Genomic DNA, 24052 nt, shown 5'->3' on the forward strand with positions numbered 1-24052 from the left:
GCGGCCATGAACGGGAACCCCACGGGCGGAGTGGTGATTGCCGGGGAGCGTAGCGGCGTGGGCAAAACCACCGTAACCCTGGCGCTGTTGTCGGCCTTGGCCCAGCGTTCTCAGCGGGTGCAGTCCTTCAAGGTGGGGCCGGATTATATCGACCCCATGTTTCACCGTCGGGTGACGGGTCGCCCGTGCTACAACCTTGACCCGGTGCTGACCTCAGCGGCCTACGTGCGCCAGTGTTTTGAGGAACGCTGCCGGGATGCCGACTTTGCTGTGGTAGAAGGGGTGATGGGCCTGTTTGACGGAGCCACCGGATCGTCGGACACCGCCAGCACCGCCCACATCGCCAAGCTGCTGAACCTGCCCGTGGTGCTGGTGGTGGATTGCAGCCGCCTCTCCCGGTCGGTGTTGGCCATTGTGCATGGCTATCGCAGCTTGGATCCAGACCTGACCCTGGCGGGGGTGGTGCTGAACCGGGTGGGTAGTGATCGCCACTTGGAACTGTTGCAGGATGCCCTGGGCACCCTCGATCTACCCATCCTCGGCGTCCTGCGTCGGCAGAGTGATATCACCATCCCCGACCGCCACCTGGGCCTGGTGCCAACGGCGGAACTGCCCCAACTTCAGGACTGCCTAGATCGCCTCGCTGACCTGGGCCAAACCTGCTTTGACTGGGCGCGGCTGCTGCCCCATCTCACCCCATCCCGCCCACCGTCTCCGGCAGAGGCATCCCCAGAAGCATCCCCAGAGGCATCCCCAGAAGCATCCGCCCAGAACAAACCCTCACATCACCTCCCTACGGCCAGCCCGTCGCCGTGGGGGCTGTTCTCGCCCAATCAGCAAGGGGCCTGTGACCGTATCCGGCGCACTCGCCCCCGCCTCGCCGTGGCCCAGGATGCGGCCTTTAGCTTTTACTATGCCGACGGGCTGGATTACCTGGCCGAGTTGGGGGCCGAACTGGTGCCCTGGAGTCCCCTGGCGGATGCAACCCTGCCCGAAGCGGTGGATGGGCTGTACCTTGGGGGCGGTTTCCCAGAAATGTTTGGGGCGGCCTTGGCGGATAATCAGCCCCTGCGGCAGCAGCTTCGGCAGCGCATCACCGCCGGATTGCCCACCTACGCCGAGTGCGGCGGCTTGATGTACTTGGCCGAAACCCTGGTGGACTTGCAGGGGCAGGCGTGGCCCATGGTCGGGGTGCTGCCCACCACGGTAACGATGGAATCGCGGTTGACCCTGGGCTATCGACAGGCCACCGCCACCGTCGCCAGCGTCGCCCTTCAGGCCCACCAGCAGGTGTGGGGCCACGAGTTTCACCATTCCCAGGTGACGGTGCCGCCCACGCCGCCGCTGTTTCAACTGCGCCGCTTTGATGCGAAAAACCCCCACGCCACCGAGGGCTGGGGGTCTCGCCATGTCCATGCGTCCTATGTCCATCTCCATTGGCAGGGCTGTCAGGTTCAGGCGGTGCAGTTTCTCTCGGCCTGCGCCGACTACCGGGCTACGGCCAGTCTCTCCGCGTTCCCCAGGGCCTAGGATTTGGGCACTGTCGCGTCAGTCGCTGGACTGCACCGTTCACAAGCCTCTGGCCTGCGGCAGGCGGGACGCCCACGCGACGATGATATCGAGGCTATAGGCCGGGATTGTAGCCACGGCCCAGCATTTGGGCGGTGCGGCACTGAGTTTGCGTCGTCCAGGTTTTGTCCCTAGGAGCATCATCCCCCAGGCCGGGATCATAGCCAACGCTGAGGATGTGGCCAAATTGGGTCAGTTTTTTGGCATTCCAGCCTTTGGATTGGGTCGTAATCATAACGTCTCCGGTTTGTTAAGCGGTTTTATTGACCTCTAAATCCTAACAAACCGTATCTTGTGTTACCAAAACCATCGTTTATGTTATCCATGAGAAGGTTTGATGGAACGATGGCGAGGCCCCATTTCCCCTGAGCACCTTGGACGAGCCGCTAAGCCGACAGGGAAGCCAGGGGGCGTTTTTCTTCCTGGATGGGCGCACTCAGGGCTTCCTCTAGGGGGGCGCGGCCTAGGCGTTCTTCCAGGATGTCCATTACCTCGCGGCCAAAGTCGTCGGGGTTGCGCTGCCACGCTTCTAGGCAGACTTCCCCAAAGAAGGAACCCAGCGGTTCGGGGTTCCACAGCAGCTTTTTCGACACCCAGGGCAGATGGATATCGAGGGGGTTGTAGTCACGCTTGAGGATGTTTTTCTCGAAGGCGTATTCTTCGAGGTGGGTGTGGGGTTGCAGGCCGATGAAGAAGATGGCGGGTTCTACCTTGTCGCGGCCAAAGACTTCTTCGAGGGCGCGGTGGTAGGCCAGGGTTTGGCGGATGGTTTCGGGCCGTTCGTCAATCACATTAAAGGAGTAGTTGACGGACACTAGGTCGTTGAAGCCAGCGGCCTTCAGGTCTTTGCAGTTTTGCAGCACCGTCCGCAGGTTGTAGCCCATTCGCATTTTGCGCACCAGTTCTTGGGAACCGCTGGTAATGCCGATTTCAAAGTAGTTCATGCCCGTGGCGACCATCAGGTCGGCCAGCTTGGGCGTGATGTTGTCGGCGCGGATGTACGCGGCCCAGTGGATGTCCTTCATTCCAGCATCGAGGATTTTTTGCAGCAGTTCTTCGGCATCCTGCATGAAGCGGCGGGCCGGGATGAACTGGGCATCGGTGAACCAGAAGTTCCGCACGCCCCGGTCGTAGAGTTGGCGCATTTCGGCGACGACTTCATCGGCGGGGTTAATGCGAACCTGCTTGCCTTCCACCACGGTGTAGACGCAGTAGCAGCAGTTGTGGGGACAGCCGCGCTTGGTTTGCACGCCGATGTAGAAGTCTTGATCTTGCAGGTAATAGTCAAATTCGGGCCAAATTTGCTCAATATAGCCGTAGTTGCAGGCGCTTTTCTCGATGGGTTCCGGTTCTTCGTGGATCAGGCGCTGGCGGGGGGTGGTTTCTCCGGCAATGTAGCAGCGCTGATCGGAGAAATCTTGCCCCCGCAGTAGCCGCTCTAGCAAGGTTTCCCCTTCGCCCACGGAGATAATGGTGCCCTTGGGCAGGCGCTTATTCAGTTGTTCGTAGAACACGCTGACGGCCCCGCCGCCCACCACCACGGTGACGTTATCGTGATGGCGTTTGGCCCGTTTTAGCCCCCGCTTAATCAATCCCTGGTTGCGCCACAGTTCCGCCAGGTAGGTCGTCGCCATCCGCAGACCACCCATCGCCCCCCGCGCCTTCAGAAAGGGGTTGCGGGCATAGAAGAATTCAAAGGCGTTTTGCAGCGGGTTGCCGCCCCGTCCGCCCACGGGGGCAAAAATCTGGATATCTCGCCAGGAGAAGACCAGCAGCGTGGGCCGAAATTCGTCGATGCAGCGATCTAACGCCGCCCCATAATCCAAGGGCGGCACGGCTCCGAGGTCGAAAATCCGCTGTTCTAACTGGGGGAACTGCTTGTGAAGATGATCGGCCAAGTACACCACCCCAATGGGAAAAATCGGGTTGCAGGGCAACCGAACGTAAAGCACACGGGGCAGATCGGCAGATTGAGGGGTCATCATTCGCTATTGGAGACGCTATCGGAGAAACAGGCCAAGTGTTCCAAACGGGACAGCCCTTGCCAGGGGATCGCTCACCCTGAGAATGGTTCACCTATCTTTACAATAACACTGCCCACCGAGGGCGGCAGCGGTAGGAAATTCGCTTCTAGGTCAAGAGGGATAGACTTGGATCAATAGGGGCATCACGGCTCTGCCCCAGGCGCATGGCACAACGGGGCCTAAGCCATCGCCTAAAACCAAAGAAAATATTAAGTTTTTCGGCTCTAGAGAGGCTGAGATTGGGGCGGATGAGCCCCTGCTGTCCCCTTAATGTCTTTTTCAAATATCTTCCCGAAGACTGTGCCCTAGGACATAGAACCAGCCCAGAAAAATAGTCCTTTAGTATGAGTCCGTCGTTGGTCAAGTTGGGCCGTCAAGCCCTTGCAGATAGGTAAAGTCTTCCAAAGAAACGTTACTTTGTATGCCTTATCATTACAGTCTCCCAGGGGTTGGTAGTCGCCTTTACAGCCATTGGGGATCACCAAGTGCTAGGGTCTCTCTAGTGATTCATGCAGTTATGCCCGCAGCATCAATGGCACAAATTCTTGATCCCATCCCTTCCGATAGCTCCAAGCAGGTGCTCTGTTGCTATGTCAACGCCACCAGCAAAATTCAGATTGCTCGCATCACAAATGTAGCCGATTGGTATTTTGAACGGGTTGTCTTTCCGGGTCAACGCCTGATGTTTGAAACGGTTCCCAAGGCCTTGCTAGAGATTCACACGGGTATGATGGCGAGCGCCATTTTGTCGGACACCATTCCCTGCGAACGCCTCGCCGTTGACCAAGACACCCTTGAGGTCATTGCCGAACCGCCCCCGTCCCCAGAGTCCAGTGCCGAGCAGCCAGTGGCAGCGGCATCCTAGGAAGGTATCGAGCTGTAACATCCCGTGCCATAGATCGCGCCGTGGTCGCGAGGTCGTGCTATTGAAAAGGTAAGTCTTCCTGCGTTTGGGCTCAAACTTTGGACTTACCTTCTTTTTTATGGCTATGGCGCATTGCCGCGTGGTCGATGGGGCTCACCCTCACGGGCTACGGGCTCTTGGCCGCGACGGGGGCGTACTGGGCCTATCGTCGTCGCCAACCGGATCCTCCATCCTGGCTGCGGCTGTTGCACCTCACCCTAGGCGTCACGCTGGTGATCTTGGTGTTGCTGCTGTTGTCCATCGGCATCGTCGGTACCCTGGGCGAATACGGAAACCTCGGCCATTCTGTACATTTGCCTTTGGGACTGTCGGTGGTGAGCTTGGTTCTGGCCTCCGCCTGGAGTGCCAGCCGTATTAGTGTAGAACGGCCCTGGGCCAGAAAACTTCATCTCGCCCTGAATGGCGGACTCGCCCTAGCCCTAGCGGGAGTGGGCCTATCGGGTTGGCAGGTTGTTCAAAAGTATTTACCTTAGGGGAAGCCCATCCACTGCCGACGTCCCCCATGGATTCCACGCCCCTTGAGACCGCCGATGCTTCCGGTGTTGCCGTCCCTGAACTTTCAGCGAAGCCCAGGCTAGAAGACACCGGGGAGAACCGCCAGGTGTTTCCCATTGCGCCCTTCATTCGCCTCACGCTGTTGTTGTTGTACGTGGCGTTGATGGGGCCATTGCCCTTTCTGGCCAAGGCGACGGAGGCTCCCGTATCGCCTCTGGTTCTCACGGTGGGGATTGTTCTCGGTTGGATCGGGCTCTATGGTGCCCTCGGGCAACGGGTGGTGGTGGATGATCAGGCCATCGAAGTCACCTATCCCGCCTGGATTCGCTGGCTATTTCGGGGTGGCTGGCGGTTGCCGTGGGATCAGGCCCAGGCGATTAAGCCTCGTTCTACCGGGCAGGGCGGCATCGTCTACTACTTTGTAGGGGCTGATCCGGTGGGGGGCCAGCCCAAAGCCTACTTGCTACCGATGCGCGTGGCGGGTTTTGCGCGATTGGTGGGCCTGGTGCAGCGCTACACCAATCTCGACACCCAGGACATCAAACCCCTCGCCCAGCCCTGGATGTACGGCATTTTGCTGCTGTTTACCCTGTTTTTGCTGCTCATTGACCTGTGGACGATTTCCACCGCCCTCTCCCTCCCCGGTGCGGCCTAAAGCCCTATCCTGAAGCGGCTGTCTAGGTCGTGAATTGCGGCTATACGTTTCACCGCTTCATTCCCATCCGACTGGGTGCTCGGTAGCACGAACAACCTACGGTAGAGCGGGCATCCTGCCTGCCAGAGAGACAGCCATCTTGGCTGTTCTACATTAGGTTTATGATCAAGTGACGTCACTCAACACCCTTAACGTTACGCCGCCCCTGCGGGGGAAATGCTTGCTACCATGACCGCCGATTCCCGTGCCCAGGCCCAGACCGAATATGCCTATGGCCAAGCGGCCTTTGAACATGGCCAATATCGACAGGCGGTGGAGCACTTTGAAGCAGCGGTGGGCCTTGCCAAGGCCGCGACTCCCCTCGGAGGAGAAATCCAGATTTGGTTAGTCAACGCCTACAACGCCGTCGGTCGGGCGCAAGAGGCCGAAGCCCTGTGCGAAACCCTCACCCGCCATCCCGACCTGGAGGTACGCAAGCAGGCCAAAAACCTGCTGTACATTCTGCAAGCGCCCCAACTGCGCCGTCCCGGCAACTGGATGAGCCAAATTCCCGACCTGGGCACCCTAGAAGAAGGTGATTCCTTTAGCGGTCGCGGACTGGCCACGGTAGCTCCCCGCAGCGCTCCCAAACGTGCCGCCAAACCAGAGCCGGAACCCCTTGATCCCAGCCAGATCAACACCCGCGACAATGGCTTTTTGTGGTTGGCCCTAGGGTTTGTGGGGCTGGTGCTAGGTGGCCTGCTGTGGCTGAGCTAATAAGCTAGGCAGAAGATGAAGGGGTAGAAACTGCTGATATAATGTCGGATCTGTCTAAAGCGTTACGTCAGTTTAGGGATTTCGGTTTAAATTTGGGCCAAGCCCTCTGGGGATAGGCTCATTTGGGCCAAGCCCGTTGGGGGTCAGCCAAGTTGGCGCAAGCCCGTTGGGGTCAATTTGCTTAGCCCACCGTTGAAACGGGTTCATAGGCAGATTGGCAAAACGATGGGAGCCGCTAGGGGCTTGGTCGGGTAGCTGTTGCAGGGATGAGGAAGGCAAGAACTATGGCGCTGATCGTACAGAAATATGGGGGCACCTCCGTGGGCACCGTGGAGCGCATCCAGGCGGTGGCGCAGCGGGTAAAGGCGACGGTGGAGGCCGGGAATAGCGTGGTCGTCGTCGTTTCGGCCATGGGCAAAACCACCGACGGTTTGGTGAAACTGGCCACCGAAATTACCGATCAGCCCAGCCGCCGCGAGATGGATATGCTGCTTTCCACCGGAGAACAGGTGTCCATTTCGCTGCTCTCCATGGCGCTACACAGCATTGGCCAAGACGCCATTTCCCTCACCGGGGCGCAGGTGGGCATCATCACCGAGGCCGAACATACCCGTGCCCGCATCCTCACCATCAACCCAGAGCGGATGCAGCGCCATCTAGCTGAGGGAAAAGTGATTGTGGTGGCGGGCTTCCAGGGCATTAGCCAAACCACGGATTTAGAAATTACCACCCTGGGTCGGGGCGGCTCCGACACCTCAGCGGTGGCTCTAGCAGCGGCTCTCCAGGCCGATAAGTGCGAAATCTACACCGACGTACCGGGGATTCTCACCACCGACCCGCGCCTAGTGCCCGAAGCACAACTGATGGAAGAAATTACCAGCGACGAAATGCTGGAACTGGCCAGCCTGGGGGCCAAGGTGCTGCATCCCCGCGCGGTAGAAATTGCCCGCAACTACGGCGTGACCCTAGTAGTGCGCTCGAGCTGGACGGACGAACCCGGCACCCGCGTGATTTCGCCCCAGCCCCAGCCCCGCCCCCTGGAAGGCTTGGAACTGGCCCACCCCGTCGATGGCGTGGAGTTTGACACCGACCAAGCCAAGGTCGCCCTGCTGCGCATTCCCGACCGTCCTGGCATTGCCGCTCGGTTGTTTGGCGAACTGGCTGGCCAGGATCTCAACGTAGACCTAATCATCCAGTCCATCCATGAGGGCAACACCAACGACATCGCCTTCACGATGGTGCGCTCCAACCTCAACCGGGCCGAAGCCGTGGCCGAAGCTATCGCCCCCGCCCTCCGCAGCAACCCCACCGACACCACCCAAGCCGAGGTGATGGTAGACACCAACATGGCCAAAATCAGCATCGCCGGAGCTGGAATGATTGGCCGTCCGGGGGTAGCCGCCAAAATGTTCTCCACCCTGGCCGAGGCGGGCATCAACATTCAGCTCATCTCCACCTCAGAGGTGAAGGTAAGCTGCACCATCGACACAGCAGACTGCGACCGCGCCCTCGCGGCCCTGTGCGAAGCCTTTGAGGTTACATCTTCTTCCATGCCCCAGTCCGAGGGGCCAGCCCTCGCTTCTACCAAAAGCACCCCGGTGGTGCGCGGTGCCGCCCTCGACATCAAACAGGCCCAGGTGGCCATCCGCCATGTGCCCGACCAACCCGGCATGGCGGCGAAAATCTTCCAACTCCTGGCTAATAACGGGGTTAGCGTGGATATGATCATCCAGTCCCAGCGCTGCCGTTTGGTGAACGGCCAGCCCACCCGCGACATCGCCTTCACCGTGGCCCAGGCCGATGCCCGCATGGCCAAGGAACTGATGGAACAGGCCGCCACCGACCTCGGCTTTGGGGAAGTCGTCGTCAACGAAGCCATTGCCAAGGTGAGCGTGGTCGGCATTGGCATGATCTACGCCCCCGGCGTGGCCGCTCGGATGTTCAAGGCGCTTTCTGAACAGGGGATCAACCTGCAAATGATCGCCACTTCGGAAATCAAAATTAGCTGCGTGGTGGATGAAGCGGAAGGGGTCAAAGCCCTTCAAGCCGTTCACCATGCCTTTGGCCTCGCAGGCACTCAAGCTATCGTTGTCCCCGCTTAGCAGGATACTGAAGCATCTGACCGTCTGACCGCTAGACCTTGGATGCTCACTCCAGATGCTCACTCCATCGGCCTGCCCCCCTTGTTGCCCTTGGGTGGGTTAACCCGTGCATCCCCTCGTCAATACAAATTATGAATGGCAACCAAGGAGGGGGAAAGCCCATGCCTATGATGGTTGAGGTGGACGACGCGCAAGGCATTATCCTGTCTGCGATTGAGGCGATTGACCACCGTTTTCGTTCACGACAACTCTCACGACAATTTTATTCGGCAGTTTGAGACGAGGATCCCATGATAGAAAAAATTCTTTTGGCCGACTCTGGCACTGGGAATACCGAAGCCATGATGAAGGTGCTGATGGATATTCCCCTCATCCAGCGGGCGGCGGTGACAGTGCTCCATGTGGTGCCCTCCCAGGTGTCTGCCGAAACCATGGCCAGCAAGTGGGAAGAGGGCGGACGCACCCTAGCCACGGCCATCCAAAACCTCAACCTCGACCCCGGCAAGGTAACGGCGGTGCTGCGGGAGGGCGACCCCAAGGATGTGGTGGTGCAGGTAGCCGACGAAACCGACGCCAGCCTGATCGTGATGGGATCGCGGGGGCTGCAAGGGCTGAAGGCGATTCTGGAAAATTCCGTCAGCCAGTACGTCTTTCAGTTGGCGTCTCGTCCCATGCTGCTGGTGAAGGACGACCTCTACACCATTCGCCCCATCAAGCGGGTGCTGGTGGCCATGGATAAATCCGACTCGGCCAAGGAAGGGCTGAACATCGCCCTCACCCTGCTGCGCGACATCAAGGGCGGCGAACTCACCCTCGTCCACTCAGTCTCCAGCCTGAAGGCCAAACCCTTTGATATCACCAGTATTGACGCCAACCAAGATCCTGTGCTTGTTGCAGCGGCAGAAGAGGCCCGCAAGTATGGTGTGACCTGCAAGCTAGCCGCCCCCGAAGGCAAGGCCGGACAGCGCATTTGCCAACTGGCGGAAGACCGCAATATCGATCTGCTAATCCTCGGTTCCCCCGACCGTCGGCCCACCATTGCCAAGGGCTTGCCCGATTTGGATAAGGTGCTGGGCGAATCCCTCACCGACTATGTGCGGGTCTATGCGCCTTGCCCGGTGCTAATCACCCGCATGAAGGGCTAGGCTGAGGTTCGATCAATCTTAGGGTTCTCTAACTTATAGCCCATTGATAGCGGCATCCCAGCTAGAGTCCTGGGATCTGGTGAATCGGCATCCCAGCTGCAAACCGCCCAATAGCAGGGGTCTCTTCGGAGGCCCCTGCTTTGCGTTGGGGCCAAGAAACCGCTGTATTATGCAAAATCTACATGTGAGTCATGCATAAAAAGTATCGCCTAGGGGAAAACGTAACGAAACATACAAAAGCACCTTGAGAGTTTGAATAATTTGTTAACAAACATAACTAAGCTTTTTTCAAGGTCTAACTTTGCCGAAATTTTGTTTAGCCGATGGAAGCCAATTCATGTTTGAAAAGGTCGCGTTTTATTGGGCTTAGGTCGGCTTGTCTACTTTTATGGGATTGGATTTTTGCAATCTTCCCACGGCCTTGCTTTAAGGTTCAGCCGCCCATAGGCCAGAGGTGTAGATAAAGCCGAAATGCGGATCTGTTGATCCTAATTCTGGTTTTTGATTTGCTTCTGCGACGGTGTTTGAGACTATCAAACACGCTGTCTATTACAGATTTATTCGTTGCAATGACGTCAATGTGTTCCCTGTTGAAGGGTGGCGTTGCCCTAGGTTATTAGGATTTTAAGGATCAACCATGACTCGTCTCAATCGTCGTAAGTTTTTGTTCACTGCTAGCACCGCCGCCGCTGGTACAGTTTTCCTCCACGCCTGTAGCCAAGGGGGGTCTAATACCTCTGCTGATGCGGGATCGACAACGTCTCCCATTGCTGACACTGGGCCTGTGGAAGGGCTGGAAACCACCACCGCCAAGCTGGGTTTCATTGCCCTCACCGATTCGGCCCCGCTGATTATTGCCAAGGTGAAGGGCTTTTTCGACAAGTACGGTATGACCGATGTGTCGGTGGAAAAGCAAGCCTCCTGGGGCACCACCCGCGACAACATCGTGCTGGGTTCCAGCGGCGGCGGCATTGATGGGGCGCACATTCTCACCCCCATGCCCTACCTGATTTCCCAGGGCATCGTCACCGATGGCCGCAAAATTCCCATGTACATCCTGTCTCGTCTGAACGTCAACGGCCAGGGCATCTCCCTCTCCAACGACTACAAAGACCTCAATGTGGGCCTAGACAGCAGCACCCTCAAGGATGTGTTTGCCCAGCGCAAGTCTGAAGGCCGGGATCTGAAGGCGGCGATGACCTTCCCCGGTGGCACCCACGACATGTGGATTCGCTACTGGCTGGCCGCTGGCGGCATCAATCCCGACAGCGACATTTCCACCATTGTGGTGCCGCCCCCGCAGATGGTAGCCAACGTCAAGGTGGGCAACATGGACGCCTTCTGCGTGGGCGAACCCTGGCCCCTGCAAACCGTGAACCAGCAGATCGGCTTCAACGCCCTCACCACCGGGGAAATGTGGAAAGACCACCCCGAAAAAGCCTTTGCCATGCGGGCCGACTGGGTGGATGCCAACCCCAACGCCACTAAGGCGCTGCTGATGGGCGTTCTGGAAGCCGCCATCTGGTGCGACCAGCCCGAAAACAAAGAGGAAATGTGCCGCATCCTCTCCGAGCGGGCTTGGTTCAATGTGCCCTTTGAGGACATCATCGACCGATCCATGGGCAAGTTTGACTTTGGCAATGGTCGGGTGGAGGAACTGCCTGAACTGATGCAGAAATACTGGAACGACAACGCCTCCTACCCCTACAAGAGCCACGACCTCTGGTTCTTGGTAGAGAATATTCGCTGGGGTCTGCTGCCCAAGGATACCGATGTCAACGCCTGGGTAGACGAGGTGAACCGCGAAGACCTCTGGCGCGAAGCGGCCACTGCCCTCGGCCAAGAATCCGCCATTCCATCCAGCCCCTCTCGCGGCGTGGAAACCTTCTTCGATGGCGTCACCTTCGACCCCGAAAATCCCCAGGCTTACCTGGACAGCCTCCAGATCAAGAAGGTCTAGCCCCAACGCTGAACCTACCCTTTTCCCCCACCCTGGAGATCCCCCTAAATCCCCCTTAGAAAGGGGGACTTTGGCCACCATCTACTCCCCCCTTCCCAAGGGGGGCTGGGGGGATCCAACCTAAGTCGCCCCACCACCTCGCCACTGGAGATTTCCCATGACCGCACCCCTCGATATTCGTCCGGCGCGATCGCGCTTTAACGTTGCCCGATTGGGTAATCAAGCCCTCAACTGGCTGAAAGGTCTGATTGCCCCCGCCGTTGCCATCGCTGTTTTCTTGGTGGTGTGGCAAATTTTGACCATGAGCCCCGATGCCAACCTGCCCACGCCCATCCGCACAGTTCAAGACACCTGGGAACTGATTATCAATCCCTTCTTTGACTATGGCGGCACCGATAAGGGGCTATTTTGGCAGGTCTGGAGCAGTCTGCAACGGGTGGCCATTGGCTTTTCTTTGGCAGCAGTAGTGGGCGTGGCTCTGGGCATTTTGGTGGGTACCAGCCCGCTGATGTACAGCGCCCTTGACCCCATTTTTCAAATTCTGAGAACGGTGCCTCCCCTGGCCTGGTTGCCGATTTCCCTGGCAGCGCTGCAACAGGCTGGCCCTTCTGCCATTTTCGTGATTTTTATCACCGCCATTTGGCCGATTATTATCAACACCACCGAGGGTGTGCGCCAAATTCCCCAAGATTACAACAACGTCGCCAAAGTTCTCAAACTGTCCAAACCCACCTATTTCTTCAAGATTCTCTTTCCCGCCACCGTGCCCTATATTTTCACGGGCCTGCGGATTGGGATTGGCCTCTCTTGGCTGGCCATTGTGGCGGCAGAAATGTTGATTGGCGGCGTCGGCATCGGCTTCTTTATCTGGGATGCCTGGAACAGTTCCCGCATCAGCGATATCATTATCGCCATCATTTATGTAGGCGTTGTGGGTCTGTTGCTGGATCGGCTGATTGTCTTCATCGGCACCCTGGTGCTGCCTGAAGAACAGAAGAAATAGCCCTCACCCCCAGCCTAGAACCCTCACCCCCAACCCCTCTCCCATGGGGAGAGGGGAGCTAGAAGGGGAGACGGATAGGAAATCCTAGGGTTCTTTGACTTTGTTCAAGACGGTAGCCAATCACCCAAACCCAAACCCTCAAATCTGGTTTAAGTAGGTTGGGTGAAACGAAGCGGAACCCAACAGACGAGATCCCAGGGTTCTGAAGTTTGTTACTGCACTAACCTCGATACTTTAGTTAGAACCCTGGGATCTGAAGCTGATTACGCCACACCACAGAATTTTGTTGGGTTCTGTCATCGCGCCACCCAACCTACGCCAAGCCTTATTCCCTGACCCTAATCCCCCCACGAACCATGGCTGTTTTTGTTGAAGTTGACCACGTTGATCGCGTCTTTAACCTGCCCGATGGTGGGGAATATATTGCCCTCAAAAATATTGATCTGAATATCCACAAAGGGGAATTTGTCTCCCTGGTGGGGCACTCTGGCTGCGGCAAATCCACCCTGCTGAATATTCTTTCTGGATTGGATAAACCCAGCAGTGGCGGCATCATCCTAGAGGGGCGGCAGGTGACGGAACCTGGCCCCGACCGGATGGTGGTGTTCCAAAACTATTCCCTCCTGCCCTGGCTGACGGTGCGCCAAAACATCGAGCTGGCGGTGGATCAGGTGATGGGGCACCATCCCAAGGCGGTGCGGAAGCGGATGGTGGATCACCACATTGACATGGTGGGGCTGCAAAAGGCGGCGGACAAGCGACCGGGGCAGATTTCCGGCGGCATGAAGCAGCGGGTGGCGATTGCCCGTGCCCTGGCGATTAGGCCCAAGCTGCTGTTGTTGGATGAACCCTTTGGGGCGCTGGATGCGTTGACCCGTGGCGGTTTGCAGGAACAGCTCATGCAGATTTGCCAAGAGCATGAAGTCACCTGTGTGATGGTGACGCATGATGTGGATGAGGCGCTGCTGCTGAGCGACCGCATTGTGCTGATGACCAACGGCCCCGAAGCCCACGTGGGTCAGATTGTGGATGTGCCCTTCCCTCGCCCCCGCGAGCGCATGGAGGTGGTGAAGCACCCCAACTACTACAGCCTGCGGAACGAGATTGTCTATTTCCTCAACCAGCAAAAGCGGGCCAAGCTGCAACGGGCCAAGCCTGCGGTGGCGGTGGCGGCCAACGGCCTGGAAAAGGTGAACCTGGAGCTGGGGTTCATTCCCCTGGTGGACTGTGCGCCGCTGATTGTCGCTAAGGAAAAGGGCCTGTTTGAAGCCAACGGTCTCAGCCAAGTGACCCTGAACCGAGAGCCGAGCTGGAATGCCATTGCCGATGGGGTCACCAAGGGACGGCTGGATGCGGCGATGATGGTGGCGGGGATGCCCCTGGGCTTGACCCTAGGCTATGGCAACCAGCGCCCGATGCCCATGGTCAGCGCCCTCACCCTCAGCCGCAACGGCAACGCCATCACCTTTAGTAAGCGCCTGTTTGATCAGGGCGTGCGTTCCCTAGAAGATTTCAAAGCAGCTCTCGACCGTCGGCCCGACCAAGTGCATACCCTGGCGGCGGTGCATCCCACCTCCATGCACAACCTACTGCTGCGCTACTGGCTGGCGGCGGGCGGCATCGACCCCGACCGGGACGTGAGCGTGACGGTGATTCCCCCGGCTCAAATGGCCTCGAACCTGAAGTCGGGCACCATCGACGGCTACTGCGTGGGCGAACCCTGGAATGCGCGGGCGGTGGCCGAAGGGCAAGGCGTGGTGCTGGCCACCGATAACGACATCTGGCCGGGGCACCTCGAAAAGGTTCTGGGCGTCACCGAAGCCTGGGCGAACCAGTATCCCAAAACTCACCTCGCCCTGGTGAAGGCGCTGCTGGAAGCCTGCGAATACTGCGACGACCGCCGCAACCGGGAGGAAATTGCCGAAATGCTGGCCCGTCCTGAATACGTGGGTGCCGACGAAGACCTGATTCGCCAAGGCTTTATCGACCCCTACGACCGAGGCGACGGCAGCGAACCCCAGCAAGTGCTCAACTACATCCAGTTCTTTACGGGCAAGGCCAACTTCCCCGATGTCACCGAGGCGGTGTGGATGATGACCCAAATGGCCCGCTGGGGAATCACCCCCTTCCCCCGCAACTGGCTAGAAATTGCCGAACGGGTGAAGCGATCCGACATCTTCGGCCAAGCGGCCCGCGAACTGGGCCTGCTCGACATTGGCCGCGACCGTCACACCATCACCCTCTTCGATGGCATCCCCTTCGACCCCGATCATCCCCTCGACTACCTCAACCAATTCGCCATCAAACGCGATTTGCGTATTGAGGAAATGCCGATGGAAAGCCGCCGATAATTTTGCCTTTTGAACTTTGAACTTTGCATTTTGAATTCAAAGTTCAAATTTGAGCCTTCAAAACTCACCCCATCCTCTTTAACTGACCATGCAAGTGTTAAACTCTCCCACCCAATCCCCCTCTGAGCGCCTGACCCAGGAACCCTTCTTGGTGATCGACAACCTCTCGAAGGTCTACCCCACCCCCACCGGAGACTACGTGGTGCTGGATGGCATCAATCTCGCGGTGAAGGAAGGGGAATTTGTCTGCGTCATCGGCCACTCTGGCTGCGGCAAATCCACCCTGCTGGATATGGTGGCGGGCTTTCGGCAACCCACCGAGGGCCAAGTACGCCTAGAGACTCAGCCGATCCAAGAACCCGGCCCCGACCGCATGGTGGTGTTCCAAAACTACTCCCTGCTGCCCTGGCTCACGGCCTACGAGAATATCTATTTAGGGGTGAATTCCGTCTTCCCCAACAAGCCGGAAAAGGTGAAGAAGCGGATTGTGATGGAGCACCTCGCCCTGGTGGGCCTAGAGGAAGCCGCCCACAAAAAGCCCGGTGCCCTCTCCGGCGGCATGAAGCAGCGGGTTTGCATTGCTCGTGCCCTAGCCCTGCGGCCCAAGGTGTTGATTTTGGACGAACCCTTCGGTGCCCTCGACCCCATCACCCGCGAGGAACTTCAGGAGGAACTGCTGAAAATCTGGCAAGACCACAAAATTACGGTGTTGATGATCACCCACGACATCGATGAAGCCCTGTTTTTGAGCGACCGGGTAGTGATGATGACCAACGGCCCAGCGGCGCAAATCGGCGAAGTGATGAGCGTTCCCTTTGCCCGTCCCCGCGACCGCAGCCGGATTATGGAAGACCCCCGCTTCTACGAACTGCGCAACGAAGCCCTCGACTTCCTCTACCACCGCTACGCCCACGACGATACGGAGTAACGGAACAAGCCCAGCAATATCAAGCGTGACCCATCTGTACTACAGGGCCTCTAGCATTGGCTTTTGCGCTACTTTCAGGGCAGGGTCGCAAGGCTCTAGCGTGGGCAATCATCGGCCAGAAAGGTGAATAAGTCGTCTGGGGCAGGGCAGATATAGTGGTGTCATCCCCTAGATGGAGCATTGCCCCCATGCGACAGGCTAGAAAGTGGTTGGGTTTAATGGTGCTGACGGCTCCGCTGGTCTTTATTGGATCAGCTTGGGCCAAAGCCTCTGAATGGCCCAACATCAAAGATACGCAATTACTGACACCAGGCATTCAGACCAAGGAAAGTACCTCAGGTACCTTTAGCACTACGTACCACCTAGATGACCGCAGCGGGAATATTACGCTGCAATCGGGTAACGATGGCGCTGATTCGGTGCGGTTGGTCAACGCACATCAGTTTGAAGGTCGGGCAGGTCAGACAATGACCATCCAGGTTAGAAGTCGTGACTTTCCGCCCTACCTCCTCCTGCTCGATGAATCCACCAAGGCGCTGGTGGGTGTTGGATTGATCACCCTAGTTTCCAATGAGGATGCTTGGCTGGTGGCTACCCTGCCAGCAGACGGCACCTACAGCCTCTATGTGACCACCCACAACGACAATGGTCGGGGAGCCTATCAGTTTCGGATTGCCAACGCAACGGAGGCGGAGATTTTGACCGCTGAAGCTGCGTTCCTATCAGAGCGGGGAGGGGGGCAGTACGATGATGGGAACTTTGCCGCCGCACTACAGTTTTATGGGCAAGCCTTGAACAACCTCCAATCTGTAGATGCGATGGGCCGTGAGGCCATACCCGAAACGCTGTGGGCGATCCATAGCCGAGAGAAGGCCAGGATATTGCTGATGATGGGCAATGCCCACGACCCCCTAGGCAATTATGAGCAGGCCATCGACTTTCAGCAGCAGGCCATTGACCTTCGGCGTCAACTTCAAGATCAGCGAGGTGTGGCTGTTGCGCTGACGGCCCTCGGCAATACCCACAGCCGTCAGCAGCAGCATGAAGCGGCCATCGCCGCCTACGAACAAGCCTTAGAGATTTGGCAAGCCCTAGACAATAGAGCAGAGACAGAGTCCCTGTTAGATCGACTGGGAAACCTCTACAGCGTCACCCACCAGCACCAACGCGCTATCGAGGCCCACGAGCAATCCCTAGCCATCAAGCAGGCCAACCAGAACCGCCGTGGTGAGGCAGAAGTGCTGCGGTATCTTGGCATCTCCCATCGCATCCTCAGTAACTATCCCCAAGCCCTTGACCTTCATCAGCAGTCTCTCACCGTCGCCCGTGCGATTTCAGATCGCACCCAGGAGGCAGCAGCCATTGGTAATTTAGGGCTCGTTTATGGGGCGATGGGCAACCCCGCGCAGGCCCTTGACTGGCATCAACAAGCCCTAGAGATTTACACCGAGCTTAGCGACATTAACGGGCAAAGTAATGCTCTAGACAGCCTTGGTATTGCCCATTTCAATCTAGGGCAGTATCCGCAGGCGATGGAGTCCTATCAGCAGGCACTGACGTTATCCCATGGGGCCAATGACACCGCTGGGATTCGCCGCACAACCAATAACCTGGGCTTTTTGTACCAAACCCTAGGCCGAGACGAGCAAGCTTTTGAACTGTATGAACAAAGTTTGAGTTTGGCCCGCCAGTTGCAAGATCGCTCTAGTGAAGCTCTAGCACTTAGAAACCTGGCATCCGTTCACCCCAACTATTTTCGCCGCATTGAACTGTTGAACCAAAGCATTGAGATCGCCAACAACTTAGACGAACCTCTCGCCTTGATTCGAGCTTGGGTTGACCTAGGCCAATGGTACTTTGCCAACCCTAGGACGTTAGGAGTGTCAGAGGGTGCGTTACAGGTTGATTGGAGATACCCAGAAATTCTAGAGTTCTATCAACGAGCACTCACCCTTGCTCAGCAGCGTGGCCTGCGGGCCGCAGAGGCTTCTATTCTGAATGACTTGGGCAATGTTTACCGGAGTATCAATCCATCCCTAACTCCAGATGCAATCATCGCCTACGAGCAAAGTCTTGCCATTTACCGCGAACGGGACAATCAAGCGGAGGTAGGGAATAGTCTCTATCGGCTGGCTCTTGCTCACCTAGATTTAGCGCAGTATGCCCAGGCAGAACAGTACCTACAGAGCGCTCTAGACGTGCTCGATAACCTGCGCGAAGGCGACCTCAGCGATGCGGATAAGTTAGCGCTGTTTGAAACCCAACGGGGAGCCTATGGGACTCTACAACGTATTCTGATCAATCAGGGGCGGACGGAAGATGCCTTGGTGGCCTCAGAGCGGGGAAGGGCCAGGGTGTTGGTCGAAACATTAGCCAATCCAACAGGCAACTCAGTGGAGCTAGAGCGTCTTGATACCGTCCCTAATTTGGCCCAAATTCGGCGCATTGCCCAGCAGCAAAACGTCACCCTTGTGAGCTATGCCAGACCCCAGGGGGCCAACCAACTCTATATCTGGGTTGTGCAGCCCACGGGCAACATTGCCTTTGAGTCGGTAGCCCTGGCCTCAGAGACCAGTCTTGCGGTAGAAAATGCAGCGGGAAACATCGAACTTCAGCGTCAACCCTCAAGCGAGCCTCGCCTACAAGACTTGGTCACGATAGCCCGCCAGTCCCTTGGCGTGCGCGGCGACCGTTTTGCCACTGCCCTTGTGGAACTTACCCCCGAAGCCCTGGCCCGTCAGCAGGCCGAAACCGAAGCCAACCTCCGCCAGCTCTACGATGTGCTGATTGCCCCCATCGCCGACCTGCTGCCCACCGACCCCACGCAGCCCGTGGTCTTTGTGCCCCAAGACGAGCTGTTTCTGGTGCCCTTCGCCGCCCTCAAAGCGCCCGATGGCCAATACCTGATTGAGAACCACACCCTTCTCACCTCTCCCTCCATTCAGGTGTTTGGCCTTGCCACCGAAGCTAGGGCCAGCGGCGGTTCCTTTGCGGTTCGCAACCCGCTGATTGTGGGCAACCCCACCATGCCCACAGTCACCTTCCTCAGCGAGGGCGGCACTTTCCAGGATGTGCGGCTCGATCCACTGCCCGGTGCCCAGCGAGAGGCCGAAGCCATTTCGGGCTTTCTGCAAACTCCCGCTTTGCTAGGAAATGCCGCCACCAAAACGGCGGTGCAGCAGCGCATGGCGGGGGCCGATGTGATCCACCTAGCCACCCATGGCCTGCTAGAGTATGGCGACCCGCAACAGACTGGAACCCGTGACTTTCCCGGTGCCATTGCCCTCGCCCCTGGTGGTGGCGATGACGGCTTGCTAACGGCGGCGGACATTTTGCAGATGAACTTGCAGGCGGATCTGGCCGTCCTCAGCGCCTGCGACACCGGGCGGGGGCGAATTACGGGGGATGGCGTAGTGGGTCTATCTCGCGCCTTTGTGGCGGCGGGGGTGCCCAGCATCATCGTGTCCCTGTGGGCGGTAGATGACGAGGCCACGGCTGACCTGATGGTGGCCTTTTACGACCATTGGCAACAGAGCGGCGACAAGGCCCAGGCATTGAGACAGGCCATGCTCACCACCCTGGAGCAACACCCCGACCCGCGCCTGTGGTCGGCGTTTACGCTGATTGGTTCTCCCAATTAGGGTGGGCTGTCTATGGCTTACAGAGTCCTAGACTACGGATCTTCCTCAAGGTTGCCATGAAATAATGTGGTGGAGCTGTATAAGTCTCATCACGTCAGACGTAGATCACACTGTTTACCCACGTTGTGATTCTGATGAAACGACTGTCTTTGTCTAATCTGTCTTTGTCTAATCTGTCCTTGTTCAGAGCCGCAGGGCTGATGGCCACGGGTGCGGCCCTGCTCGGCGCGGGGGTGGCCACTCCCCTAGCAGCCCAGGCGGGGTCTGCGGTGCTGGAGGCGTTTACCCAGGCACAACACGCCGCCGCCGAAAAAGCGCGTAGCTTTGGCCTAGGGCCGGATCTTGAGTCCCAGATTCCAGAGGAATTGAACCAGTCTCAACATCCAACCGCGCAGGATGCTGATGGGAGTGGTCGAGGTATTATCGGCCTCAGCGATGATCGCGCTCCGATGACCAGCCGTAGCTATCCGTGGTCGGCGATTGGGCGACTGCAAAGCCCGGTAGATGAGAACACCATCACCATCTGTAGCGGCACCTTGGTGGCTCCAGATATCGTCCTCACCAATGCCCACTGTGTGATCAACCCCGAAACCAGCGAAATCAAGCCCGACATCACCTTTCATCCCAATATGATTGATGGCCGCGTGGCCGACCCCAGCCACATCGCCCAGGCCGTAGACCTGATCTATGGCACCGATTTTCGCAACGACAACCGCGCCCCCCACCCCCAAGATTGGGCTTTTGTGCAGCTAGATCGTCCCCTCGGCGACACCTACGGCACCCTGGGCTGGACGCCCCTTTCTGTGGGCGACCTGGTGCGGAACCACCGCAACCAAATCATTACCGTGGGCTACTCTGGCGACTTTCCGGCGGAGGCACCGGGGCGCACCGCTGGCGTCCACATGGGCTGCAATGTGCTGGGCGAAGTGGAAGGTAGCCTCATCCACGACTGCGACACTCACCCCGGCTCCTCCGGTGGCCCAATGATGACGGTGATTAACGGCGAGTACCGCATCATTGGCATCAACTCCGCCGAACGCACCGAACGCGCCACCAACCCCACCACGGGCGAGGTGGTCGCCAGCCGAGGCATCGTCAACTACGGCGTTAAAATTCAGCCCATCATCGACTTCCTCCGTCAGGCCCAACGATAGCCCCCCAGCCAGATCGGGCCATCAAAATCCCCAAAACCCTCCGATCTGGCCTAACCTTATCCCAACTCCCGACTCCCTGTCCCCGACTCCCTGTCCCCGACTCCCCCCTTCCCCATGCCCCCCATCAAACGCCGCCACTTCCTACAAGCTGCCGGATCCACCCTCGCCGCCCTTGGCCTCAGCCAAACGGACTTTTTACGCCAAACCCAGTCGTACAGTCGCGCCCTGGCCCAAACCACGCCCCGCAAACTGGCCCTGCTGGTGGGCATCAATCAATACAGTGCCCTCAATATCCCAAACCTGAACGGTTGCGTTCGCGATGTGGAAATGCAGTACGAGGTGCTGGTACACCGCTACGGCTTCAACCCCAGCGACATTGTGATGCTCAAAGACGGCTCGGATTTGCTGCCTACACGGGCCAACATCCTGCAAGCCTTTGAGGAACATTTGATTGCCCAGGCCCGCCCCGGTGATGTGGTGGTGTTTCACTATTCCGGCCACGGGTCGCGGGTGTTGGATCCTAACCCGATTGTGGTGAGCCAGTGCGGCCCCAACAGCAATCCCAACGGCATCAACGGCACCCTCGTCCCCAGCGATGCCACCTTTACCCGCATCAGCGACATCGAGTGGGGCGTAACGGACATCATGGGTCGCAGTCTGTTTTTGCTCACCCAGCGCCTCCAGACCGACCAGGTTTGCATGGTGCTGGATAGCTGTTTTTCGGGGGCGGGCACGCGCGGCAATGCCCAGGTGAGATCCACCACCAACTCCCGCCTCAGCAATGGGGCAAGAATCCTCCGGCCCAGTGAGGCCGAACTGGACATGCAGGCTCGATGGAAGCAAGATTTGGGGCTAGAACTCGATGCCTTTAACCGCCGCCGTTCCGAGGGCATTGCCCAGGGCATCGCCATTGGCTCCGCCAGTTGCGACCAAGAAGCCTACGAACTGCCCTTTGACACCAACGCCGTCGCCGGAGCCTTCACCTACCTGTTGACTAGCTACCTGTGGCAGCTTCCCGCGCCAGAATCCGCCCGCACCACCCAGATCAACCTCGTTCGCAGCACCCGCCTCGCCGCCCAAAGCCGAGGTACCCAGGTGCCCATCTTCGAGGCTGCTCCCGGCAGCAATGTTCTGGATCAGCCGCTGTATTTTGCCAATACCCTGGCCCCCTTTGCCGAAGGCGTGGTGCTCAGTGTCATCAGCGACCAAATTGAACTGTGGCTGGGGGGCATGTCAGAACACACCCTCCAAACCGCCCAACCGGGCAGCGTCTATGCCCTGATCGACCCGGCCACCGCTCAAGAGGTCGGAGATATTCGGCTAGAGTCGCGCATCGGCCTGCGAGGCATTGCCCGCCCGGTCGGAACCGTCAACGCCCGGTCAGGGCTGCTGGTACGCGAGAAGGTCGCCGCCCTCGCCCTGCCCACCCTGCGAGTCGGCCTAGATCCTTCCCTCGCTGCCGAACAGCAGGTGGCCACCACCGCCCTCACGAGTGCCCTCAGCACCAGCAACGGCGACAGTCGTGTCACCGTGCTGCCCCTCGACCAGCAAAGCAACGTAGCCTACGTGCTCGCCCGCACCGATGACGACACCCAAGCCCGTCTGCGGCAGGCCGGAATCCCCCCCGAACATCTTCCTGCGGTGGGTTCCATCGCCCTCTACTCGGCAGACTTATCCACCGTGGTGCTGGGCACCGCCGGAGGAGCCGTCAACGAAACATCAGCGGCGGCGGTACAGCGGCTACGGCCCCGATTGCGCGGCTTGCTGGCGGCCCAAGTGCTGCAATCCCTAGCCGGACTCTCCTCAGATTTGCGGGTCAGCGGGGAGATCATCCCCCGTAGCGGCCAGGGCGGCACCGTGCCCTTTGCCAGCCGAGGCTCCCGGGGCCAGGGAAGCGTTCGCACCCAAATTGCCCCCGCCACCTATCAATCTGAGGAACTGATCGACGTTCGCATCACCAACGAAGAAAGCACCCCCGTCTACGTCGCTTGCCTGATCATCGACAGCAGCGGCAATTTAATTACCCTACACCCCGCCCGCTGGGATGCCCCTGACCTAGCCTCCCAAATTGCCCCCGGCGAGTCGCTGGTGGTGCCCCGCGCCGAAGATGGCGTGCAGTTTAGAGTCAAGGGTGCAGGCTTTTTAGAAATTTTGACCATCATCAGCCAAACTCCGCTGCGGGGGCTGCTGCGCAATATGCAGGCCATCGCCAGCCGAGATGGGCGCACCCGTGGGGCCGTCCGTTTTGGTGACGGCGCAGGGGATCACCTGACGATGCTGGATGACCTCTTGGGAGACGTAGATACCCTCTCCCGCAGCCGCGCCACCGGGGCGCTAGAAAGCCGCATAGACAGTCAATCTACAGCGGTTGAAGCCGGGGCCATTGCCGCCTTTTCTACCATTCTCGAAATTGTGGAGTAATTGAGCAGCAGTTCTATACTGGACGTATTCCACCCACCCAGGGGGAGACCCATGCAAACCGAAACCCTCAACGACCAAGCCCTCGAAGATCAAGCACATCAAGACCAAACCCTCAAGGCCCAAATTCTGGCCGAGTTGGATCACCTATCGGGCGAAACCCTAGCGGAAATTCTGGCCTACGTGCAGTCCCTCAATCCTGAGTCTGCTTCGACGGCCTCAACACCGACAGAGGAAGCGATCAATAGGGCGGCGGCGTCCACAGATGAACCAGATGTTGTTTTTGCAGATCAAGAGGCTGTTTGGCAAGCCTATTTAGAAACCGAAGCCGAGCGAGAAGAGGTGTATTGTCGCCTTGCAAACTCCTAAATTTCTGACGATTGAAGCCGTCCTGCGCCTTCATGACAGGCAAATTGAACGGTTCGGCGGCACCGCTGGCCTGCGCGATCAGGGCTTGCTAGATTCGGCCTTGGCTCAGCCCCAGGCTACCTTCGGCGGCGAGTGGTTGCATCCCACCCTGGCGGATCAGGCGGCGGCATATCTTTATCACCTGTCGCGCAATCATCCCTTTGTGGATGGCAACAAGCGCACAGCCTTTGCGGTGATGATGACGTTTTTGCGGGTCAATGGCTACCGCCTGACGCTGACCGATGATGACGCCTACGACCTGGTGATGCAGGTGGCCCAAAGGCAAGTGGAGAAGGATGCGCTGGCGGCTCGCTTGGCGGCGGCGTTGGTGCCCACGGAAGACTAAACGCCAACGAAGATCAAGATCTACGCAATCGGGGATGAATTGCCCTTAAAATAGCGCCATTCCGACGTTAAGGATGATGGCCCCTAGGGTTTTCTGGGGAATGTCTGTCCTTATAATTGGCCTTGCCCCCCATCTAATGTGCCGATGGCTAACCGTAGTGCTGTGTATTCTG

18 protein-coding genes are annotated in these 24052 nt (G+C 58.3%); 16 read left to right on the forward strand and 2 right to left on the reverse strand.

The window, feature by feature from the left end; all coding sequences use genetic code 11:
• Positions 1-6: 6 nt before the first annotated feature.
• Positions 7-1530 carry a cobyrinate a,c-diamide synthase gene (locus tag GFS31_RS09535; protein WP_198807930.1) on the forward strand — a complete coding sequence of 508 codons (1524 nt, stop codon included), beginning with the start codon at positions 7-9 and terminating at the stop codon, positions 1528-1530.
• Positions 1531-1624: 94 nt separating this feature from the next.
• On the opposite strand, the gene GFS31_RS09540 is transcribed toward GFS31_RS09535, so the two are convergent.
• Positions 1625-1804 (reverse strand): hypothetical protein, encoded by a 180-nt coding sequence (locus GFS31_RS09540; protein WP_198807931.1) that lies wholly within the window; start codon positions 1802-1804, stop codon positions 1625-1627.
• Positions 1805-1955: 151 nt separating this feature from the next.
• Positions 1956-3554 carry a photosystem II high light acclimation radical SAM protein gene (locus GFS31_RS09545; protein ID WP_198807932.1) on the reverse strand — a complete coding sequence of 533 codons (1599 nt, stop codon included), beginning with the start codon at positions 3552-3554 and terminating at the stop codon, positions 1956-1958.
• Between the two features lie 571 nt (positions 3555-4125).
• On the opposite strand from GFS31_RS09545, the gene GFS31_RS09550 reads away from it, so the two are divergent.
• The 15 genes from GFS31_RS09550 (at position 4126) to GFS31_RS09620 (ending at position 23880) form a co-directional block, all read left to right on the forward strand.
• The gene (locus tag GFS31_RS09550) at positions 4126-4458 is read left to right on the forward strand and encodes a DUF1830 domain-containing protein (protein ID WP_198807933.1); all 333 of its coding nucleotides are present in this window, start codon (positions 4126-4128) and stop codon (positions 4456-4458) included.
• 98 nt (positions 4459-4556) lie between these two features.
• On the forward strand, positions 4557-4991 hold the full coding sequence (locus GFS31_RS09555) for a DUF4079 domain-containing protein (RefSeq protein WP_198807934.1): 435 nt from the start codon (positions 4557-4559) through the stop codon (positions 4989-4991).
• A gap of 29 nt (positions 4992-5020) precedes the next feature.
• A complete protein-coding gene (locus GFS31_RS09560; RefSeq protein ID WP_225907643.1) occupies positions 5021-5668 on the forward strand; it encodes a hypothetical protein in 648 nt (215 codons plus the stop codon).
• 216 nt (positions 5669-5884) lie between these two features.
• Positions 5885-6424, forward strand: a complete 540-nt coding sequence (locus GFS31_RS09565; RefSeq protein ID WP_225907644.1) for a tetratricopeptide repeat protein — start codon at positions 5885-5887, stop codon at positions 6422-6424.
• A 284-nt stretch (positions 6425-6708) separates the two neighbouring features.
• Positions 6709-8526, forward strand: a complete 1818-nt coding sequence (locus GFS31_RS09570; RefSeq protein ID WP_198807935.1) for an aspartate kinase — start codon at positions 6709-6711, stop codon at positions 8524-8526.
• A 290-nt stretch (positions 8527-8816) separates the two neighbouring features.
• Positions 8817-9671 (forward strand): universal stress protein, encoded by an 855-nt coding sequence (locus GFS31_RS09575; RefSeq protein ID WP_198807936.1) that lies wholly within the window; start codon positions 8817-8819, stop codon positions 9669-9671.
• A 637-nt stretch (positions 9672-10308) separates the two neighbouring features.
• Positions 10309-11631 (forward strand): CmpA/NrtA family ABC transporter substrate-binding protein, encoded by a 1323-nt coding sequence (locus tag GFS31_RS09580; RefSeq protein ID WP_198807937.1) that lies wholly within the window; start codon positions 10309-10311, stop codon positions 11629-11631.
• 157 nt (positions 11632-11788) lie between these two features.
• Positions 11789-12634: a nitrate ABC transporter permease gene (gene ntrB / locus GFS31_RS09585; protein WP_198807938.1), complete on the forward strand. Its 846-nt coding sequence runs from the start codon at positions 11789-11791 to the stop codon at positions 12632-12634.
• Positions 12635-12990: 356 nt separating this feature from the next.
• Entirely contained in the window at positions 12991-14985 is a 1995-nt protein-coding gene (locus tag GFS31_RS09590; protein ID WP_198807939.1) for a nitrate ABC transporter ATP-binding protein, read from the forward strand.
• An 88-nt stretch (positions 14986-15073) separates the two neighbouring features.
• A complete protein-coding gene (locus GFS31_RS09595; RefSeq protein ID WP_198807940.1) occupies positions 15074-15913 on the forward strand; it encodes a nitrate ABC transporter ATP-binding protein in 840 nt (279 codons plus the stop codon).
• 188 nt (positions 15914-16101) lie between these two features.
• The gene (locus tag GFS31_RS09600) at positions 16102-19554 is read left to right on the forward strand and encodes a CHAT domain-containing protein (RefSeq protein WP_198807941.1); all 3453 of its coding nucleotides are present in this window, start codon (positions 16102-16104) and stop codon (positions 19552-19554) included.
• A gap of 134 nt (positions 19555-19688) precedes the next feature.
• Positions 19689-20708: a trypsin-like serine peptidase gene (locus tag GFS31_RS09605; protein WP_198804640.1), complete on the forward strand. Its 1020-nt coding sequence runs from the start codon at positions 19689-19691 to the stop codon at positions 20706-20708.
• A gap of 114 nt (positions 20709-20822) precedes the next feature.
• Entirely contained in the window at positions 20823-23129 is a 2307-nt protein-coding gene (locus GFS31_RS09610) for a caspase family protein (protein ID WP_225907355.1), read from the forward strand.
• Between the two features lie 51 nt (positions 23130-23180).
• Complete coding sequence (locus GFS31_RS09615; RefSeq protein ID WP_198804641.1) at positions 23181-23495, forward strand: hypothetical protein; 315 nt, start codon at positions 23181-23183, stop codon at positions 23493-23495.
• Positions 23482-23880, forward strand: a complete 399-nt coding sequence (locus tag GFS31_RS09620) for a type II toxin-antitoxin system death-on-curing family toxin (RefSeq protein ID WP_198804642.1) — start codon at positions 23482-23484, stop codon at positions 23878-23880. Before GFS31_RS09615 ends, GFS31_RS09620 begins: the two co-directional genes overlap by 14 nt.
• Positions 23881-24052 lie beyond the last annotated feature (172 nt).

It is taken from the genome of Leptolyngbya sp. BL0902 (assembly GCF_016403105.1).
Lineage (GTDB): Bacteria > Cyanobacteriota > Cyanobacteriia > Phormidesmidales > Phormidesmidaceae > Nodosilinea.

Excerpts from the sequence above, each read along its gene's own strand:
- GFS31_RS09535 (WP_198807930.1), top strand. The coding sequence starts at position 7 with ATGAACGGGAACCCCACGGGCGGAGTGGTGATTGCCGGGGAGCGTAGC.
- GFS31_RS09540 (WP_198807931.1), bottom strand. The coding sequence starts at position 1,804 with ATGATTACGACCCAATCCAAAGGCTGGAATGCCAAAAAACTGACCCAA.
- GFS31_RS09545 (WP_198807932.1), bottom strand. The coding sequence starts at position 3,554 with ATGATGACCCCTCAATCTGCCGATCTGCCCCGTGTGCTTTACGTTCGG.
- GFS31_RS09550 (WP_198807933.1), top strand. The coding sequence starts at position 4,126 with ATGGCACAAATTCTTGATCCCATCCCTTCCGATAGCTCCAAGCAGGTG.
- GFS31_RS09560 (WP_225907643.1), top strand. The coding sequence starts at position 5,021 with ATGGATTCCACGCCCCTTGAGACCGCCGATGCTTCCGGTGTTGCCGTC.
- GFS31_RS09565 (WP_225907644.1), top strand. The coding sequence starts at position 5,885 with ATGCTTGCTACCATGACCGCCGATTCCCGTGCCCAGGCCCAGACCGAA.
- GFS31_RS09570 (WP_198807935.1), top strand. The coding sequence starts at position 6,709 with ATGGCGCTGATCGTACAGAAATATGGGGGCACCTCCGTGGGCACCGTG.
- GFS31_RS09575 (WP_198807936.1), top strand. The coding sequence starts at position 8,817 with ATGATAGAAAAAATTCTTTTGGCCGACTCTGGCACTGGGAATACCGAA.
- GFS31_RS09580 (WP_198807937.1), top strand. The coding sequence starts at position 10,309 with ATGACTCGTCTCAATCGTCGTAAGTTTTTGTTCACTGCTAGCACCGCC.
- ntrB (WP_198807938.1), top strand. The coding sequence starts at position 11,789 with ATGACCGCACCCCTCGATATTCGTCCGGCGCGATCGCGCTTTAACGTT.
- GFS31_RS09590 (WP_198807939.1), top strand. The coding sequence starts at position 12,991 with ATGGCTGTTTTTGTTGAAGTTGACCACGTTGATCGCGTCTTTAACCTG.
- GFS31_RS09595 (WP_198807940.1), top strand. The coding sequence starts at position 15,074 with ATGCAAGTGTTAAACTCTCCCACCCAATCCCCCTCTGAGCGCCTGACC.
- GFS31_RS09600 (WP_198807941.1), top strand. The coding sequence starts at position 16,102 with ATGCGACAGGCTAGAAAGTGGTTGGGTTTAATGGTGCTGACGGCTCCG.
- GFS31_RS09605 (WP_198804640.1), top strand. The coding sequence starts at position 19,689 with ATGAAACGACTGTCTTTGTCTAATCTGTCTTTGTCTAATCTGTCCTTG.
- GFS31_RS09610 (WP_225907355.1), top strand. The coding sequence starts at position 20,823 with ATGCCCCCCATCAAACGCCGCCACTTCCTACAAGCTGCCGGATCCACC.
- GFS31_RS09615 (WP_198804641.1), top strand. The coding sequence starts at position 23,181 with ATGCAAACCGAAACCCTCAACGACCAAGCCCTCGAAGATCAAGCACAT.